Annotated in this window: 17 protein-coding genes; all 17 read right to left on the bottom strand. The window is 57.8% G+C overall.

Annotation, left to right across the window (positions count from 1 at the left end):
- Positions 1 to 75: 75 nt before the first annotated feature.
- Positions 76 to 1,293 (bottom strand): BMP family ABC transporter substrate-binding protein, encoded by a 1,218-nt coding sequence (locus E0E00_RS13455; protein WP_130813043.1) that lies wholly within the window; start codon positions 1,291 to 1,293, stop codon positions 76 to 78.
- A gap of 45 nt (positions 1,294 to 1,338) precedes the next feature.
- Positions 1,339 to 2,142: a GntR family transcriptional regulator gene (locus tag E0E00_RS13450; protein WP_130813042.1), complete on the bottom strand. Its 804-nt coding sequence runs from the start codon at positions 2,140 to 2,142 to the stop codon at positions 1,339 to 1,341.
- A 666-nt stretch (positions 2,143 to 2,808) separates the two neighbouring features.
- Entirely contained in the window at positions 2,809 to 4,308 is a 1,500-nt protein-coding gene (locus E0E00_RS13445) for an L-fuculokinase (protein ID WP_130813041.1), read from the bottom strand.
- Between the two features lie 91 nt (positions 4,309 to 4,399).
- Positions 4,400 to 5,776 (bottom strand): PTS galactitol transporter subunit IIC, encoded by a 1,377-nt coding sequence (locus E0E00_RS13440; protein WP_130813040.1) that lies wholly within the window; start codon positions 5,774 to 5,776, stop codon positions 4,400 to 4,402.
- A gap of 76 nt (positions 5,777 to 5,852) precedes the next feature.
- A complete protein-coding gene (locus E0E00_RS13435) occupies positions 5,853 to 6,137 on the bottom strand; it encodes a PTS sugar transporter subunit IIB (RefSeq protein WP_130813039.1) in 285 nt (94 codons plus the stop codon).
- Positions 6,138 to 6,191: 54 nt separating this feature from the next.
- Entirely contained in the window at positions 6,192 to 6,650 is a 459-nt protein-coding gene (locus tag E0E00_RS13430) for a PTS sugar transporter subunit IIA (protein WP_165443709.1), read from the bottom strand.
- Between the two features lie 46 nt (positions 6,651 to 6,696).
- Positions 6,697 to 7,566, bottom strand: a complete 870-nt coding sequence (locus E0E00_RS13425; RefSeq protein WP_130813037.1) for a class II aldolase — start codon at positions 7,564 to 7,566, stop codon at positions 6,697 to 6,699.
- 327 nt (positions 7,567 to 7,893) lie between these two features.
- Positions 7,894 to 8,631: a GntR family transcriptional regulator gene (locus E0E00_RS13420; protein ID WP_242622281.1), complete on the bottom strand. Its 738-nt coding sequence runs from the start codon at positions 8,629 to 8,631 to the stop codon at positions 7,894 to 7,896.
- Positions 8,632 to 8,678: 47 nt separating this feature from the next.
- On the bottom strand, positions 8,679 to 9,233 hold the full coding sequence (locus E0E00_RS13415; RefSeq protein ID WP_130813036.1) for a hypothetical protein: 555 nt from the start codon (positions 9,231 to 9,233) through the stop codon (positions 8,679 to 8,681).
- Between the two features lie 656 nt (positions 9,234 to 9,889).
- Positions 9,890 to 10,171: a hypothetical protein gene (locus tag E0E00_RS13410; protein WP_130813035.1), complete on the bottom strand. Its 282-nt coding sequence runs from the start codon at positions 10,169 to 10,171 to the stop codon at positions 9,890 to 9,892.
- Positions 10,172 to 10,244: 73 nt separating this feature from the next.
- Positions 10,245 to 10,418, bottom strand: a complete 174-nt coding sequence (locus E0E00_RS14475) for a hypothetical protein (RefSeq protein ID WP_165443708.1) — start codon at positions 10,416 to 10,418, stop codon at positions 10,245 to 10,247.
- A gap of 80 nt (positions 10,419 to 10,498) precedes the next feature.
- Complete coding sequence (locus E0E00_RS13405) at positions 10,499 to 11,413, bottom strand: ribokinase (RefSeq protein WP_130813034.1); 915 nt, start codon at positions 11,411 to 11,413, stop codon at positions 10,499 to 10,501.
- 25 nt (positions 11,414 to 11,438) lie between these two features.
- Complete coding sequence (locus E0E00_RS13400) at positions 11,439 to 12,419, bottom strand: nucleoside hydrolase (protein WP_130813033.1); 981 nt, start codon at positions 12,417 to 12,419, stop codon at positions 11,439 to 11,441.
- A 40-nt stretch (positions 12,420 to 12,459) separates the two neighbouring features.
- Positions 12,460 to 13,455, bottom strand: a complete 996-nt coding sequence (locus E0E00_RS13395; protein ID WP_130813032.1) for an ABC transporter permease — start codon at positions 13,453 to 13,455, stop codon at positions 12,460 to 12,462.
- Entirely contained in the window at positions 13,452 to 14,585 is a 1,134-nt protein-coding gene (locus E0E00_RS13390) for an ABC transporter permease (RefSeq protein ID WP_130813031.1), read from the bottom strand. Before E0E00_RS13390 ends, E0E00_RS13395 begins: the two co-directional genes overlap by 4 nt.
- The gene (locus tag E0E00_RS13385; protein ID WP_130813030.1) at positions 14,578 to 16,134 is read right to left on the bottom strand and encodes an ABC transporter ATP-binding protein; all 1,557 of its coding nucleotides are present in this window, start codon (positions 16,132 to 16,134) and stop codon (positions 14,578 to 14,580) included. The genes E0E00_RS13390 and E0E00_RS13385 overlap by 8 nt, the downstream gene beginning before the upstream one ends.
- 121 nt (positions 16,135 to 16,255) lie before the next feature.
- Entirely contained in the window at positions 16,256 to 17,344 is a 1,089-nt protein-coding gene (locus tag E0E00_RS13380) for a BMP family ABC transporter substrate-binding protein (RefSeq protein ID WP_130813029.1), read from the bottom strand.
- Positions 17,345 to 17,400: the final 56 nt, after the last annotated feature.

The raw sequence follows: 17,400 nt of genomic DNA, 5'->3' as shown, positions 1-17,400 counted from the left end.
TGCACCACCTATCCGGGAAGCAGGGGAAGGGCCGCGGGACGAAAGCCACGCGTTGCGCCGTCCCGCGGCAAGCAATTACTTGATGTTCACGTTCTGGCAGGTCGAATGATCGAACTCCTCGCCGTTCTGGGCGTTGACAACCTTGATCTCAGTGCCAACCCTGCCCTTGAGGTCCTCAATCTCGGACCAGATCTCGTTCCACTTGGCCTTGCCCTCATCGGTGGTGATGGCCTTCTGAATCCCGGTACAATCCGTTAGGCCCGTCGCGCCAGAGGCGAGCGAGTAATCCTGCAGGTTGTCCATCGAGGAGAGGGACCCATCATCCAGCGCGTCGCAAATGGTCTGGACGGGGACGTTCGTATTCTTGAGCACGGAGGTGAGGACATAGCCAGGCTGCTGGTCATCTTTGTTGCCATCAACTTGAATGGCAAGCTTGCCAACCTCCTTTGCCTTGGACGTAACGCCATCACCCACGCTACCCGCGCAACCAAAGACAACGTTTGCGCCATTGCTGTAGTAGGTACCTGCGACGGTAGCGCCGCCAGCGGAATCGGTAAAGCCGGCGTCGTACTTGGCATAGTAGTCGTATGTGACGCCAAGCTTCTGTGCCTCGTAGTTGATGCCCGTGATGTAGCCGTAGGAGAAGACAACGATACCTGCGGAGTTCGTGCCACCGATGAAGCCGCATGCACGCGTGGTACTGGGGTCAGTGAAGCCGTAGTCGCCACCCTTGAACAGGGTTGCCGCGTTCTCGTTCACAAGGACGGAAAGCGCACCGGCAAGGAAGGAGGACTCGTTGAGGTCGTAGAGGACCGCGATGACATTCTTGTGCTTAACGGAGCCATCATCGCTCACGTTCGGGTTGTCGTTGAAGATCACCCACTCGGTGTCAGGATACTGACTGGCAAGAGGCTCGGCGCCGCCCACACCATTGATCAGGGCATCGAAGTCGTATGCCATGTTAAACACGATGTCATAGCCACCCTCACCGAGGGACTCGAGCGCATCGGGCACGCCATTGGTCGGCTCGACAATCTTGACCTCCCAGCCCTTGTCCTCTCCAACCCTCTGGGCGCCCTCGACGGCAGCCTGGTTGTAGCCGTTGTCATTCTTGCCCGCATCGTCGCAGAGAACTGCAATGCGCCTTTTCTTGTTCTCGGCACCACTGTCGGCGGAACCCGAGTCGGACGCACTCGAGCCGCCACAGGCCGAGAGGCCCAAGATGGCAGCCACCGCTGCTGAGGTACCGAAGAACGAACGACGCGACATCTTCCTTCCTATGAGGTTTTGCATGGCCTTTCTCCTCCCCTATCCACCAAACCCACCTTGCACGTGCTCCTATAGACTCCCCCTGGCTGCATCTCCCCCATCCATCACTTGGTTGATATAGAACTTGAACTTGTCACTCCGGTAGCAGCATCTGAAGTACTCGATGGGACATTCCCTTCCGTGGACCTTTCCCCTGGTAACGCATTCGAAGTGGAGGATTGGAGTTCCCGAAACGACCTGCAGATAGCGCGCAATCTCTCCCTCTGCCAGGATTGCCTCGATCGTCCTCGTTGCCGTGGTTATCTGGCAGTCATACTGCGACTCGAGAACCGCGTAGAGGGACTCCTTCGAGAAGTCATGCGCGTCGATGCCTGGAAACAGCTTGTACGGAAGATAGGCAATCGTGTGGTTCAGAGGGTCATCGTCTGCGAAGTAAACCCTCTCGAGCCGGAAAACTCGGTCATTCTCGCCAAGGTCCAAGAGGCGCCTGCGCTTCTGGTCGGCAATCTCCGTTGATGCAGAGACAACACGCCGCCTAGGTGTCATGCCGAGGTTGATAACGTCCTGCGTGCAGCTTGTTATGGAGACGAGGTTCTGCTGAATCTTGTGCGACTTAACGTATGTCCCTTTGCCCTGAATGCGGTAGAGGTAGTTCTCGCCGACGAGCTCGTCAACTGCCCGTCGCACCGTTATCCTGCTTACCCCGAAAAGCTCTGTAAGCTCGCGCTCGGAGGGAATGAGCTCGTTTTCCCTGTACTCCTCCTTCTCGATCTTCCTAATGATTGTGCGCTTGACGATGTAGTACTTGGGGGCCATTGACTGCTCAGCTACCCTTAGCCTCATATCCAGCGGCAATTCGATTGACTGTGCCATAGGTGCCCCTCATCGTCATGTCGTCATATCCAGCCAGAATCGTATCGGCGTCACGCAAATCGAGGTGAGCTTGCGCCGCGAAATGCATGCATTGGTCAGTGAGTGGTAATACCAGTTAAGGTGTCTGTGAGAGCGCGGGAGGCACCACCTACACCTTGCGGCAAGCCCGTAAGACACGCCGCTTCTCTTGCCTTTGCATGTTTGATGTTCTAATCGTGCAGCATTGCCTAGCGTTTTCGGCATCGTGAATGAAGATGGCGAGGAAATGTCGAGAAAGGTGTCGAAGATTCGCCGCTTGTCCGCCTGGATCCACATGATCCTCTCGTCGATGGTGTCGGTACAGAGGGGCCGGCAGACAAAGACCTTCCTCGTCTGCCCCATGCGGTATGCTCGGAAAACCGCATGGTTCTCTATCGGCGGCTTGAACTGCGGCTCGCAGAGAACGCCCACGCTGGCGACCTAGATGTTGAGTCCCGTTCTGCCTGCCTGGACCTGGGCCACCAGAGCCGTGCCAGCAGGCGCACGCTCGAAGCGGTTCGCTTAGTGCGGTGGAAGCGGCGCTCCACGCAATTAATCTCAGGGTATTCCTGTTCCCAACTACACGACCTCGCCTAACAGCTACACGAATCACCCCGACCAGGATCTACATCCAACCGAGGCAAAGCCCTAATCAATGTGGTGCCGCTCGAACCTGGCGATGGAATCACAAAGCGGAATATAGGACTCATGGAGCCCAGCGTCGAGGATGTCGTGACGTTCTGGGCTCGGCTGGTAGGCAGTCGTGGAGAACTGTGGATCGACGTCAATGCCGTTCTTGCGTGCAGCAACTATCACGGCACCGCGTGACACCGCCTCCACCACATCGCACGCAACAAAAGGGATGCCGAGCAAGTCGGCCTTGAGCTGCATCCAGAGTGGATTTCTAGCGGCAGGCCCTATCACCTTCACGCACACATCCTCACCCAGCCCCTTGCCGTCCGTCATACAGTCGCAGAGCCGTGCGAACTCCATGGTAGTACCAGAGTGCGTTGCAAAAACAAGCTCATCTCGATCCGTCGCATCCCTCATGCCATAGAAGAGTGCGCGAGATCCCGCATCTCTGTACGGAGGGCCACTGCCCCTCAAATGCGGCACGAACAGTACTCGAGTGTCATCGAACTCCCCCTCGAGGTATGACTCGTAGAGCTTGGGCAAGCTTTCCTTGTAATAGTCATCCGGCTCATACCCAAGGGTCTTTAGCGACCATTCAAACGATAGTCCTGCGGAAGGCACTGAGGCATACGACGTGAACAAGGATGTCTCTACGTAGCGCCCATTGGTAATCTGCCGCTCCATCGAAGAATCAGTAAGCGATGGCCGAGCATTCAGAAGAAGAAGACCCTCCGACGTGCCAGTCGAGTTCAAGGCCTCCGTACCCACCCGGAGATTGCACACAGCGGCACCGGACATATGGTCATGGCCGGAAACGCACACCATGCATTCCTTTGGGAGGCCTGTCCTTTGACTGACCTTGCTCCGGACCCGGCCACGAGATGCCCCGCTCTCCTCAAGCGGTGCAAACAACTGCCGAGGAAGGCCATAGTGATCAAGGATTTCCACCGACATTCGGTCGTTCAGGACGTCGTATGCAGAGGTCCTTGATGCAAGGGTGCGATCTTGAGCAAGCTGACCAGATAGGAGCCACGCAACGAAGTCAGCCATTGTGAGCCACGTGGCGCCCTGCAGATTGGCACCATGCTCACGCATCCAGAGAATCTTGAAGAGGGTCGAGTTCGAGTGAGTTGGAATCCCCGTGATTCGATAGAGAGTGCTCGAATACCCAGACGATATCGCTTCCTCGGCATACGACTCGCCACGATTGTCATACCAGAAGATGGACTTATCGGAATAGGTGCCATCGGAGCGCACCAGCACTCCCGACTCACCCACGCTGGCAATGGAGACGAACTCGATCTCCCGGGCATACTCTCCAGCTGATGCTACACAGGAGGAGAGCATATCCATAATTCCACGTACGAGTGCACGTATATCGTAGTCGGTGTTGTCTCCCGCTATAATCCTCGGGCTTGGCATCCTTTCGATATGAATGGGGTTGCACGAGGGAAGCCCGAAGAGCGCTGCCTTCGTGTTTGTAGTCCCAACGTCGATGCCAATCGCGAACGGCAATCCTCGTCACCTCACTTTCCACTTGTAGATATGCCATCCAGCGGAAGGCGAGGAACACCAAAGGTATCCCCCGCCTTCCACATAAGCGATTCTAATCCCGGGCCTCAGCCTGCGGGTGAGTCTGAGCGTATGTGAGCTTGTAGGTAAGGAACATAAGTGCCGCAACGACAACAGCGATGACAATTGCCGTGATGTTACCAGAGAAGACCTGGTAGATGAGATAGCGGAACGGATTGCCACCATCAAGGAACGCAGTGATGTTTGCGCCGCCCGCAGCTGACATGTCGTAACCGACGGTAGTCGCCAGCTGAGTGATGAGAGGCGATGCGGCCGAGCAAATCAGCAGGTCGCCAATGAGGCAAGGAATAGCGATGATGACAGCACGAATAATGTTCTGGTTGCATGCAACAACAATCATCGAGCAGAACACCGCAAGGTTGGACAGGTCAGCAACAGGAAGGGTCTGGTTGCCGGGAACGATGAAGGCAAGCAGAATTGCAATGGGGGTAAGGAGAAGACCGGTTGCGATGATCGCGGGATTGCCGATTGCGACGGCAATATCAAGACCAATGTAGAAGTCCTTGCGGTCGGGGAACCTCTTGGCCATAAAATCCTTCACGCCATCGGAGACGGGAATGAGGCCGTCCATCAGAATTCGAACCATGCGCGGGAGGATGTACATGACAGCCGCGAGGTAGATGGCAAGCGAAAGGACGCCCTTGAAATCATAGCCAGCAAGGATGCCGAGCAGAACACCCAGCATGAAGCCGACCATCATGGGCTCGCCAAAGATGCCAAAGCGCTTCTGAATGTGGACGGGGTCTGCCTGCAGCTTGTTGATTCCCGGAATCTTGTCGAGAATCCAGTTACCCAAGAGGCCAATCGGGAAGAACACGGCACTCGAGAGCGTAGGCAGAGAGATGCCTGGCAGACCGCAGTACTTCTGCGTGAGGGGCGCGCACCAGTCGGCAATCTTGATAACTACGACTGCGGCAATGGCAGACCCAAGCAATCCGAGGAAGAAGTTGCCCGTCGCGACATACACAAGGGCGCCGGCAAATGCGAAGTGCCAATAGTTCCAGATATCGATATCGACCGTCTTGGTCCACTTGAGCGCCAGCATCACGAGGTTAATCACAAGCGTGAGCACGATGGCGAAGGGCGCAATCACGGTTCCCCAGGTAATCGCGGATAGAGGTGCCCATCCAAGGTCCACGTCGGGGAGGTCAAGGCCCGTCCGCTGGACGATAGCCTGCGCAGCAGGACCAACCTGAGCACCCATGAGGTTAAAGATGGTGAAGACGCCCACGAAGCCGATGCCCACCACGAGCGCCGACCTGAACGCCTTCGAAGGTTTGATCCTAAAGCAGAGGGCGAGGATAAAAATCACGATTGGGAGCATGACAATAGCACCCAACCCAAGGAAGTACTGAACAAAGTCATATAGGCCCTGATACACGCTATCCATGGAACATCTCCATTCCCGATAAATGGATTCGAAGTCTTGGCAATGAAGTGCATCACCTCAGACCGTCAAAGAACGACTATTTAGCCAACACGTCCTTAATTTTCTCGAGTGTCTCGTCGGCACCAATGCCAGTCAAGAACGGAAGTCCGCTGATAACCGGCGCATCAATGTCATACGGAACCTGTGTCGAGGCAACGATAAGGTCGAAGTCGTTACCAATGCTGGGGACGCTTCCGACATTTCGCTGGTCTGCCTCAAAATCGATTCCCTGCGCACGCAGGTAATCGCAGACCTTTTCCTCAACCACCGTTGAGGTCGCAATTCCCGTTGCACATACGAATAGAATCCTTTTCTTTGCCATTTCCAATCCTCTCCTCCCCTTGGGTAGACCCAAGACTGCCTACAGGCCAATTGGTTACGTCAAGAACCTCTTGACCAGATCAAACAAAGACCGATCGTCACGTGCAGAGAACATCCTCTCAACGCCGCCAGCATTCTGGGCCAGCTTGATGACCTTTTGAAGAAACTCGAGGTGAGCATGCCCATCATTAAGGGCAAGCATGAAGGCAAGCGTCACCGAAACCGTTTGATTGGGCTCTCCCATAACCCTGAACTCCACTGGTTCCGCAAGTGTCGCAACAGCAACCGCCGGCTCAATAACATGTTCAGGATCTGTGTGCGGTATCGCAACACCAAAGCTTTCAAACGGAAGCCCCGTCGGAAATGCCTTCTCGCGATCCATCACGCGCCGCGCAAAGTCATCATGAACTTTTCCCGCAAGTACAAGTGGTTGAGCCATCTCGGAGAACAACTCCTCTTGGCCCGTTGCAATCAGGTTTGCGTGAATTGCCTCTGGTTCGATAGAAACGTCCATCACAACCTCCCCTCGCCATTCTCGTACACGCCTGAGCCGGCACCAGCTAGGCAACTTGCTCTGCGAATTTACCGATGAGTACGTCCTTGTTAATCTCAATTGCAAGGCCATAAGCCATCTCAGAGACGGCCTTACGCGCATCCATCAGAACGGAGACGAGATTTGCCTCCTCATGGTTCTCCTCGTAGCGCTTCGCAATGGCACGAATGTATGTCTGGCGAAGGTCGCTGGCGATGTTGATCTTCATCATTCCGTACTGGCGCATGGCGCGGATTGTCTCAAACGGAATCCCTGAACCTCCATGGAGGACGAGCGGCACAGGCGAGACCTTGGAAATCTCCGCCAGAACGTTGAGGTCAATCTTCGGCTTCTCCTGAAGCCCGTGGACGTTCCCGATAGAGACCGCAAGCGAATCGCAACCTGTCCGATCGCAGAACTCCTCAACCTGAGCAGGGTCAGTGTGACAATCAGCCTCGCTGACGTGATCATCTTCCTTGCCCTTGAGTGCGCCAAGCTCGGCCTCAACTGGCACGCCATAGCAGTGCGCAAAGTCGACGGCCTCACGAGAGAAGCGAATGTTCTCCTCGAAAGGCAACGCAGCCCCGTCAATCATCACTGAGGTGAAGCCCGTTTCCACAGCCTGACGCACATCGTCGAGAGTCTTACCGTGATCAAGATGCAGGGCAAAGGGAGTCACATAGTGCTCGGCAGCTATTTTCGTGGTCTCAGCAATGTACTCATATCCAGTGAGCTTCACATTCGTCGGCGCAACCTGGACAATTCCGGGCATTCCCGCACGCTGGAAAGCATCCATGATTGCCAGAGTCATCTGGACATCGGTGGAGTTGTAGGCGGGAACCATAAGCTTGTTCTTCTTTGCGATCTTAAGAAGATCGTTCATGTTCACGAGCGGCATGTATTTCCTCCTTTTGGAAATGGCCTATGGCCTTACTCGCAAACATATATACAAAGCTAGACAAATTTGTGCAAGTATAATGAAGTTGTACAAATTTCTGCAGCTTTATACTTGACAATTTTTTGCTTATTATTATTTTCTTGCGAATTCACTTTGAGTACCTGCGGAAATGACGGCTGTCGAGCGCCTGTAGGCGTATTCCGCCACACGGCGAGACAGACAAGAGAGAAAAGATATCCTCTCTCAATGGACAAAGGAGCCTCTCCGGTCGCCCAAATTTGAAATCGCGTCTTCCATAAGCGGTCGGTATTTTGCCCCCAGCGGAAGTCAAGCCCTGGGAAGAATTGTCCCCACCACGTAGCGATAGGCCTGAAGCCACACGTTACCCCACTCTGCCGGCGTATCGTCCGCATAGAAAATGTGCTGCTCAAGGTGGAGGACAGGCGAGTCAGAGCCGACCCCAAGAGCCTTGCCCTTGGTCTCTCCGGCAACCTCTGCGGAATAGCGTGCGTTGGAGAATCCTATCTTCTTCCCCGACAGCTTCTCGAGCGCTTGGAACAGTGTCTCTTGGGAGAAGTCGACCTTCCCGATTCCCGGTACTGCATTCGCCCTGATGCGATTCTCGATATACATAATCGGCTTGCCTTCGACATATCGGATTCGCCGCATGAAGAAGACGGGATCCCCTTCTTTGATATAGAGCTTTCCTGCCAAGAAAGCGTCGGCAGGGATAATCTCGCTACCGATTTCCTTGGTCTTGAAGCTGATTCCCTGTGACTTGAGCGACTCCGCAAACGAGAGGAGGGTGTTTCCCGTGGGGTGCGATATCATCTTTCGGTCTGTAACAAAGGTCCCACGGCCGCGGTACTGAACGAGAAGACCCTCGTCTACCAGTATTTTTATTCCGTTCTTTAGGCAACCACGGCTAACACCGAGCATGTCGCAGAGCTCGAACTCTGTCGGAATCTTGCTGTTTGGCTCCCACTCCCGCATGTAAATCTTCTCACGGATGAAGTCGGCAACCTGAACATGTAGAGGTGTACTCGAGTTCTTCTCAAGCGGCAAAAGGTACCGTCCTTCCCATCGCGGTGTTTCCAAAAAGCCCGAGAAACTTATTGACGAGTGCGGACTTCGAGGTCAGATGCAAGCTCGTTTCTCGCACCGATTGCCATCAAGCGCAGCGTCTTTAGAAAGTCCCTATGAGTCCCTTTGGTCTTACGCGATTCGAGAGTCCTATCAATCGATGAGATAGAGTCGTCAAGCTCATTGAGCAGGCGGTTACCTTCCGACACCATGTGCTCGCTATCCACCCCTATCGTAAAGTGAATTCCTGCGGAGAGGAATGCCGCGATGAGGATTGCCTGCCAGAGAAATCCTGCAATCGCACCGCCAACGACAAGCGCCAGGCATACGATGACTGCAGGCACCTTCTCGGTAAGGTAGTCAACCGCGGGCTGCTCAGAGGCAAACTTGGCATAGCTCGGTTCCCCGCCTGCGGCGATATCCGCGAGTGCGGCCTCGAACCTGGCTGTCATTATGCCAGAACAGGTGGTCGCGCTACTATCCCCAGCCGTTATTTCGATGGTCTTTATCAGGTCCTTTACTGCCTTTAGCGAACCTGCATTTGGATAGAAGTAAGGCTTGTCTGCCAAAATCTCATCGGCCATTATTGCTCTCCCGGGCATAGCCAGCTGGACGAGAAGAACTATTGTCCATATTTGTACACATTGCAAGAGCCGATCCCTCAAGCGGCAGCCAGATGTCACGGCGATGGGCGCCCTGAAGCTACGTTCCACTCATCAGGCCCCACTTCGAGTTGTAAGGAGGCCCCGTGAATCATCGGAGCTTAGGAGCATTTCGCATAAGGGGCTGCGGGGGCCTGCGGTGGTGATCTTGGACCAACGGGGTTCAGGAGGATCTATGTGCAGCGAGGAGCAAAAGAGGGCCACAATCGAGACGTCCGTCCGTTTCGACCACAGCTACGCGGACACGATGGCGGAGCTCGACCATCCCTCGGGGGCGATGCCCGGGGGCGAGTCGTCGTTCGCAATGCTGTGCGGGGTTGGCACCACGGCCCGCGCCGTCGGGGCCCGCGACGCGCCACAGGCCCGACGGGGGCGGCGACAGGGCCGCGAACAGCGCGACACGTATCGTCGCCACCGGAGGGCCGGGGACGGGCGAGAGGACCCGCACGCATGTGGCCCGCAGGACGTCCGAGGGACACCCCAGGCCCGAGGCGATGCGATGCGCCAGGCGACACGTCGCACGCGAGCCTTGCTACGACATCATCGCCCAGAATCGCATGCCAGAAACGGCTTGACAATCAGAAGGGCATCACACCCCTGGTCTCGACGTCCCCGCAACCATCGCCCAGCATCGCCCCTCTCCAGCGGTGGGGCATGTCTCTGGCCACTCCGTGGCGGTCGGCGACCTCGGCGGCCGTGCCAGGCCTTGCTCCCAGCTCGGCCACGGCCCACGCCTTCCCCTCGAGGGATGCGTCACCTTTCCTGAGACCCGGGCCCCTGTGCCTGCGCCAGCCGGGGGCCAACCCGTCCATCCGGGTCACGAGCGTCTCGCTGCCCTTCGGGTAGCCGAGTGCACGCATGGTCCCCGCAAGGCCCTTCCCCCGCCCCGGGCGGTAGTCAACCGCGGTCCGTCCCTCGTCCTCGGTGTACCTTTTACCTGCGGCGACCATCCTCCAGGAACCTTTCGCCGCGAAGCCGGTGCTCCTTCCGCCAATCGTAGAGTGTCTGGCGGTTGGGATGGCCGAGTTCCCGTATCGTGTTCGCAGCGCTGCGGTCGAACCTGATGAAGGCTTCCATCGCAATCCGCCCCTGCTCCTTGCCGTACATCAGTGCGTTCCTCCTGGTTCCTTTTGGTCCAGGATCACCACCGCAATCCCTTCCGTCGATTCTTACCCTAGCGAATACAACTACCTCTCCTCCCTCTCCGAGATGAACGCTTCGACCTCGTACCGCGTGGGGATTGAGGTCGCCGCCCCCGGCCGCGTCACGGCAATTGCCGATGCCGCGGCCGCTCTCCTCATCGCCACCTCGATGGGCTCCCCCTCCACAATCCCCGCAAGGAGATAGCCTGTGTACGTATCCCCCGCTCCCGTAGTGTCCGCCGTCTCGACGGCATACGATTCCTGCACAACCACAGGCTCGGACGCGCGGATGCAGCGAGAGCCGCTCTTGCCCAGAGTCAAGACGGTTGTCGCATGCGGGAATCGCTCTCCCAGAATTCTCTCGAGCGTCGCGACACCGGCATCGGGCCGGGCACCGCAGAGCCAAGCCGCCTCCAGCTCGTTCAGGACGAGGAGGTCAACCGCACCCAAGTCCACGGTGCTCAGCCTCTCGTCCGCCGGCGAGGGATTCAGGGCAATGCACATCCCCGACCTCTTTCCCGCGTCAACAATCCGGCCAAGGCCGTTGACCTCGTTCTGAACGAGCAGCCAGTCGCCACTCGCAAAGCCCGAGAAGGCGCTGCCGATGGTCCCCTCGCCCAGGGACTGGTTCGCTCCCCCGTGGAGGATGATGCAGTTGTCCCCCCTCTCGTCCCTCTGGATGATGGCGTGGCCGGTACTCGCCTCGCCATCCACAGCTATTCGTGAGGTATCCACGCCCTTTGACGCGAGCAGGTCCACCAGGAATCTGCCGTCCCTACCCACCTGGCCGGCGTGAAAGACCTCCGCACCCGCAAGAGAGAGAGCGATGGATTGGTTGAGCCCCTTTCCCCCTGGGTAGCGGTTCAGGGACTTGGAGGAAATCGTCTCTCCCGCACGGACGAAATGTTCGACATCGTATACGTAGTCCGCATTGAGCGAACCAAAGTTCAATATCCTCATTTGAACGCCCTAACTAGACGAAGCGCTACTGGTATCGGGCAAGCGTGTCATATACGAGCTTGAGATACCCGTCGTAGTCCAGCTCGAGTGCCGCCTCGGCGTTGGGATCGTCGCCCTTGTAGCCGGTCTGGGCATCGCGTTCGATGTCGCACTCCGGATGAGGCCCGCAGAGGTGTCTGTAGTCGCAGACCGTCATCCCTCGCGTCAGCTTGCCGGAAAGCTCGACGTCGATGTGCATCGGCGCACTCCTGATGAGCGTGGGGCCGATGAGCCACGCAGCGGCACAGGCATCATGCATGCAAGCGACGGTAGGGTCGTCCAGCCTCCTTCCCGCAGAGGTGAAGAATTCCGTCAGGTCCGCCGCGAACTCCGACGCCTGGGTGCCAATCTCCCGGAAGCGCCGAACCGTCTCGGAGGTGAACCCGCACTGCCGGGTAAGGTTGAGACCCGTCATCTTCACGTGGATGCCGCTGTTGAAGACGCGCGCCGCCGCCTCTGGGTCCACGAGGATGTTGAACTCTGCCGCGGGCGTCCAGTTCCCGAAGGTGACTGACCCGCCCATGATGCATATCTCGCTTATGCGGTCGGCGATACGCGGTTCTCTGTTCAGCGCCTCCGCAACGTTAGTAAGGGGGCCGGTAGCGAGCAGCGTCACGTCATCGGTGCCCATGACGGTATCGACGATGAAATCGACGGCATGTCCCCTTTGCACCTCGTGAGTTGGGGCGGGCCGATGGTGGCCGTCCAAGCCGCTCTTGCCGTGAAACATGGGCGCAGTTACAAGCTCTGCAACCATGGGACGGCTGCAACCGGCGTACACGGGAACGTCATCCGCATGGCCAATCGCTTCGAGCACCGTAAGCGCGTTGCGCGTGACGTTCCCCAGCGGCGAATTGCCGCCTACGCCGGTAATGCCGAGAACATCCAAGTGCTGCACCGCAAGCATGATTGCGAACGCATCATCATGCCCCGGGTCGCAGTCCAGAATGACCCTCTTCGTAGACATCACAATCACCTCTCGACGAATGTACTTGGGTGAGGAAGCGTCATGCGTCTTCTGCCGGAACCGCTGCGTCCGCCTTTGCTCCGCCTTCCCCGCCGGAGCCTTCGACAAGCAGCTTCCGCTCGCGGTGCTGCAGGTTGATTGAGAAGACAACGAGTCCGACAAGTGTCGCGATGTAAGGAAGTGCTGTGACCAACTGGTCTGGGATGCCCAGCGTGCTTGCAAAGGTCGAGAGGGCATAGAAGAAGCCGAAGAGGAGAGAAGTGCCCAGCGACCCAACGGGGGTGTTGCTGGCCATGGCTGTGGCGGCAAGCGCGATAAAGCCACGGCCACCGGACATGCCTTTGGAGAAGTACGGCAGGTACGACATGGAGAGATAGGCACCCGCAAGGCCTCCGAGCAGGCCGGATATAGCCAGCGCGATTAGCTTGGTCTTGTTCACGCTCACGCCAACAGATGACGCAGCATCAGGGTTTTCTCCCACGCTGCGGATGCGCAGCCCCAGCTTCGTCTTGTAGAGAAGGAACGACATGACAGGGATTGCAAGATAGGCAACCCAGGCCAGGATGCTCTGCCCCGACACAATGGATCCCACGAAGGGGATGTCCTTGATGAGGGGGAGCGTGACCGTAGGGAGCGTCCCCGTATGCAGGGAGGTCGTTGCAGAACGATCCCCTGTGAGCACGTACATGAGGAAGGCCGAGAGGCCCGCACCGATCAGGTTGACCGCGATGCCCACCAGAATGATGTCAACCTGGAGATAGAGGGCGAAGTAGCCAATCAGGAGCCCCATAACAATGCCAATAACAACGGCAACGGCCAAACCAACCCACACACTACCCGAATATGCCGTCCCAATGACACCTAGAAATGCCGCGAGAATCATTATGCCTTCCTCGGCCATATTGGTACTTCCGACGTTCTCGGCAATGGCGCAGCCTAGAGTCGCCAGAAGAATCGGGACAGTCGTGCTCAGAACGGTGAAGTAGAAGTTGGGGTTAGATACGATGCCGCCGAGGGTGACAAAGAAGTCGCTCATGCTGCCTGGCCTCCCTCTCCTGTGGCGTTCCGTGCCTTGCGCTTTCGGTCTGCATCGGCGAACACCATCTTGCGGTAGGTTCCCGAAAGGAACTTCTCAGCCATGATGAAGAGGACCATCACGCCTTCGAATACCGATACGAGATCAATCTGAACGCCCGCCTTGAACGACATCGCCCAGGCACCGGTCTTGAAGTACGCGAGGAAGATGGCAGCCAGCGGCAGGTACTTTGGGTTGTTCCGGGCGAAGATGGCCATCGTAACGCCATCCCACCCATAGCCGGTAAGCGAGGTCCACTGGAAGCGCTGATATAGCCCGAGCATCTGGACAGCACCGGTCATGCCACCCATCGCTCCGCCAATGAACTGGGACAACAGAGCCAAGCCGGATACGCTCAGACCCGCATACTTTGCGAACGTCGGGTTCTGCCCGACCATCCTTATGGCCATGCCGAGCTTCGTCTTGTAGAGGAAGATGTAGGCAAAGACAACAGCGGCAATGGCGAGGATGAGGCCTGTGTGGATTTTTGTGCCGGGGATGAGGACCGCCAGGCCGGCGTCCTCCCCAATGGGATAGGTATGCTCGCTCGAAGACGGGTCCTTGAATACCCTGAAGAGGAAGAACAGCCCCACGTACAGGCAGACGTAGTTCATCATCAGCGTCGACACCACGATGTTGGCCTTGAACTTGTACTGCAAGAGCGCGGGTATGGCGATGATGAAGAACCCGATGAGACCTCCGAGGAGGATGGAGAAGATGGGGCCAAGCACCGGGAGGTTGGGAACTAGGTAGATCCCCGAGAGAGCGGCCACAAGACCGCCCAGGTAGATCGTTCCCTCGAGACCGAGGTTAAACTGGTTGGCGGAGAACATGATGCACACCGCAGCCCCGCTCATCATGAGTGGGATGATGACCTCGACCATGTGCGAGAAGTAAGAGGTGCCCATGAACGGGGCGGCGATGAAGTAGGTTAGCGCCCTTGCGGGCTCCTTTGCGGTGAGCGCTATGAACGCAACCGCGATTCCAAGGCCAATGGCGATTGCCACCGTCATGCGCAAGATCCCGTGCTTCGTCTGGACGCTGACGCCGCGAATCCGCTGTAGCAGGCCCATGTTGGCATTCTTAGGCAATGTAGGCACCTTCAATCATCTCCGAGGGCATCCTCTTCACTCCGAGCATGTAGTAGCCCAGCTCCTCCTCGCTGACCGCTCTGACGTCTGGGAAGTAGGCGACTATCTCGCCGTCGAACATGACGAACAGCCGGTCGGAGAGGTTGAGGAGCTCCCCTAGGTCCGCGCTGACGAGCAGGATCGCGCTCCCGGCGTCGCGCATCCGCACGAGCCTGCGCCGGATGGAGTCCGTGGCGCCAACGTCGATCCCACGCGTGGGCTGGTCGCAGACGATGAACTTGGGCGAGCTCGTGAGCTCGCGCGCTACGACGACCTTCTGGATGTTGCCGCCGGAGAGCATGCCCACAGGCTGCGTGGCCCCGTCGCAGAGCACGTCATAGTCCTTGACCCAGGCGTCCGTGTCCTGATTGATTGCCGCCTGGTCAAGCAGCGGGCCCTTGTTGTAGCGCGGGGCGTCAAGCTTGTCGGCGATCATGTTCTCCCTGATGGAGAGGTTGCCGGCAACCCCCATCACCATGCGGTCCTCGGGGATGTAGCCCATTCGGTCCTGTCGAAGGCCATGGATGTCGGTGCTCTGCACGTCGTGCCCGTCCATGGTGAGAGAACCTCTGCCCACGGGCTCGAATCCCGTGATGGCATCGATGAGGACCTCCTGACCGTTGCCCTGAACGCCCGCGATGCCGACTATCTCCCCCGTACGGACGCTGAAGGAGATATCGTTGACGGCCTGCTTGCCGTTCCGATCGAAGAGACATAGGTCCCTCGCCTCGAGGAACGCGGCCCCCGGGACTGCGGGTTCCTTGGGAACCTCAAGCTCCACGTTGACGCCCACCATCATGCGGGAGATGTCGGATTCGCTGACGTCCTTCATGTCGTATGTGCCTGTGGTGTGTCCTCGCCTGATAACGGTCACTCGGTCGCAGAGCGACTTTACCTCGCTAAGCTTGTGGGAGATGAACAGGATGGTGTGCCCATGCTCCCTCAGCGCCCTAAGCTGCACGAAGAGCTCAGAGGTCTCCTGGGGCGTAAGTACGGCGGTCGGCTCGTCCAGGATCAGGATCTCGGCCCCGCGGACGAGGGCCTTGAGTATCTCGACCTTCTGCTTCTCCCCCACGGTCAGGTTCCTGATTCTAGCCGCCGGGTCGACTTTGAAGCCATACCTCTCGCAGGCCTCTCGCGTGATGGCCATGGCGCGCTCGGTGTCGAAGCGCAGCCCGGCGACCGGCTCTATACCTAGCATGATGTTCTCGGCCACGGTAAGGGACGGAACCAGCATGAAGTGCTGGAACACCATCCCAATCCCATTGGCGATTGCCACCTGGGGATTGGTCAGCTTGACCTCTCTCCCCTTGACGATGATGCGCCCCTCGTTCGGCTGCTCAATCCCATAGAGCTGCTTCATGAGGGTCGACTTGCCGGCGCCGTTCTCACCGCAAATCGCGTGAATCTCGCCCTTGCAGGCCGAGAAGTTCACGTCATCGTTCGCCATAATCCCGTTGTCGTAGACCTTAGTAATATGCTCGAGCCTCAGGAAGTCATCGCCATCCATCGCGTCCCCACCCCCTCGTGTCCGCCATCCATACGAACGGGAGGGGCGCACCAGCCCCATAGCAAAGGAAAGGGAGAAGCCATGAGGGAGGACGGGCCGGTGCGCCTACCCGTGGTTGTCTCTAAAATGCGGTGTCGACCTTTATCTTGCTGTCAATGATGTCTTGCTGGGCCTGGTCGATTGCCGCAAACTGGTCGGCGGTGAGCACTTCCTTGGTCGTCGACGTGACGGAGTAGCCAACGCCGCCCTTGTCCAGCCCGTAGGTCACGACCGTCCCGTAGGGCAGTGCGCCCTTGAGCTCCTGGCCGGCTGCATCGAGGAAGGTGTTATTCACGTTCTTCTGCATCGAGGTGAGCGTATGGGCCGCCTTGTCTGTGGCGCCCTGAGACTCCCAGTACTCTCCCTGGTTGCCGTCGACGCCGATGACGTAGTAGCCATCCCCCATCTCGACGGCGGCATCGAACGCACCGAGGCCGCAGCTGCTGCAGCAGGAGAAGACGATGTCGTAGCCCTGCTGGTACAGCGCCTTGGCGTGGTCGTGCCCTATTGTGGAGTCGCTGAAGCTCTGCGTCCAGTCGTCGACCACCTCAACGGCGGGGTCGGCGGCAGCCACGCCCTGCTTGTAGCCCAGGAAGAAGTCCTGGAGCACCTTGTTCTCCATACCTCCCATGAAGGCGACCTTCTTGGTCTTGGTCGCATAGGCGGCGGCCATGCCGACAAGATAGGAGCCCTGGTTCTGCGCAAAAAGCATGCCGTAGATGTTGTTATGGGGCTTGGAGCTGAAGTCCCACGACTCGTCGAAGAACCAGATCTTCGTGTCGGGATACTGCGTGGCGACCTCATCAGCATACTCGACCATGTCGAACGTGCCCATCACCATGATGTCCCAACCCTCGGAGGCAATGTCCAGAGTGGTCGGACCCCAAACGGAGGTGTCATAGCCCATCTCGCGAGTGTCCGTCTCGAACTGGTCGCCGTACTTGTCCTCAATCATCTGCACGCCTTCATGGCCGGAGTCATAGAAGGACTTGTCACCCAAGGTGCCGTTAATCACGTACACAATCCGCTTCTTCTGGCTGCCGCTGTCAGAGGAGGAGACTGTCGTGGGGCTCCCGCTGTCCGGCTCGCTAACACAAGCACTCAGCCCCAGGCCAGCGGCGACCAGGCTGCCTGCTCCGATGAACTGCCTTCTGCTCACGTTCCTTGTCATGTTCCTCACCCTTTCTCCCTCGTGTCACCAACGAACTTCCATCCTTTTGCATCCCG

This window comes from Olsenella sp. Marseille-P4559 (assembly GCF_900605015.1).
Classification (GTDB): Bacteria; Actinomycetota; Coriobacteriia; order Coriobacteriales; family Atopobiaceae; genus Tractidigestivibacter.
This window is presented reverse-complemented; position numbering and strand designations above follow the sequence as displayed.

Coding starts and splice junctions, on each gene's coding strand:
- E0E00_RS13455 (WP_130813043.1), bottom strand. CDS start 1,293: ATGCAAAACCTCATAGGAAGGAAGATGTCGCGTCGTTCGTTCTTCGGT.
- E0E00_RS13450 (WP_130813042.1), bottom strand. CDS start 2,142: ATGGCACAGTCAATCGAATTGCCGCTGGATATGAGGCTAAGGGTAGCT.
- E0E00_RS13440 (WP_130813040.1), bottom strand. CDS start 5,776: ATGGATAGCGTGTATCAGGGCCTATATGACTTTGTTCAGTACTTCCTT.
- E0E00_RS13435 (WP_130813039.1), bottom strand. CDS start 6,137: ATGGCAAAGAAAAGGATTCTATTCGTATGTGCAACGGGAATTGCGACC.
- E0E00_RS13430 (WP_165443709.1), bottom strand. CDS start 6,650: ATGGACGTTTCTATCGAACCAGAGGCAATTCACGCAAACCTGATTGCA.
- E0E00_RS13425 (WP_130813037.1), bottom strand. CDS start 7,566: ATGCCGCTCGTGAACATGAACGATCTTCTTAAGATCGCAAAGAAGAAC.
- E0E00_RS13415 (WP_130813036.1), bottom strand. CDS start 9,233: ATGGCCGATGAGATTTTGGCAGACAAGCCTTACTTCTATCCAAATGCA.
- E0E00_RS13410 (WP_130813035.1), bottom strand. CDS start 10,171: ATGCGTGCACTCGGCTACCCGAAGGGCAGCGAGACGCTCGTGACCCGG.
- E0E00_RS14475 (WP_165443708.1), bottom strand. CDS start 10,418: ATGTACGGCAAGGAGCAGGGGCGGATTGCGATGGAAGCCTTCATCAGG.
- E0E00_RS13405 (WP_130813034.1), bottom strand. CDS start 11,413: ATGAGGATATTGAACTTTGGTTCGCTCAATGCGGACTACGTATACGAT.
- E0E00_RS13400 (WP_130813033.1), bottom strand. CDS start 12,419: ATGTCTACGAAGAGGGTCATTCTGGACTGCGACCCGGGGCATGATGAT.
- E0E00_RS13395 (WP_130813032.1), bottom strand. CDS start 13,455: ATGAGCGACTTCTTTGTCACCCTCGGCGGCATCGTATCTAACCCCAAC.
- E0E00_RS13385 (WP_130813030.1), bottom strand. CDS start 16,134: ATGGATGGCGATGACTTCCTGAGGCTCGAGCATATTACTAAGGTCTAC.
- E0E00_RS13380 (WP_130813029.1), bottom strand. CDS start 17,344: ATGACAAGGAACGTGAGCAGAAGGCAGTTCATCGGAGCAGGCAGCCTG.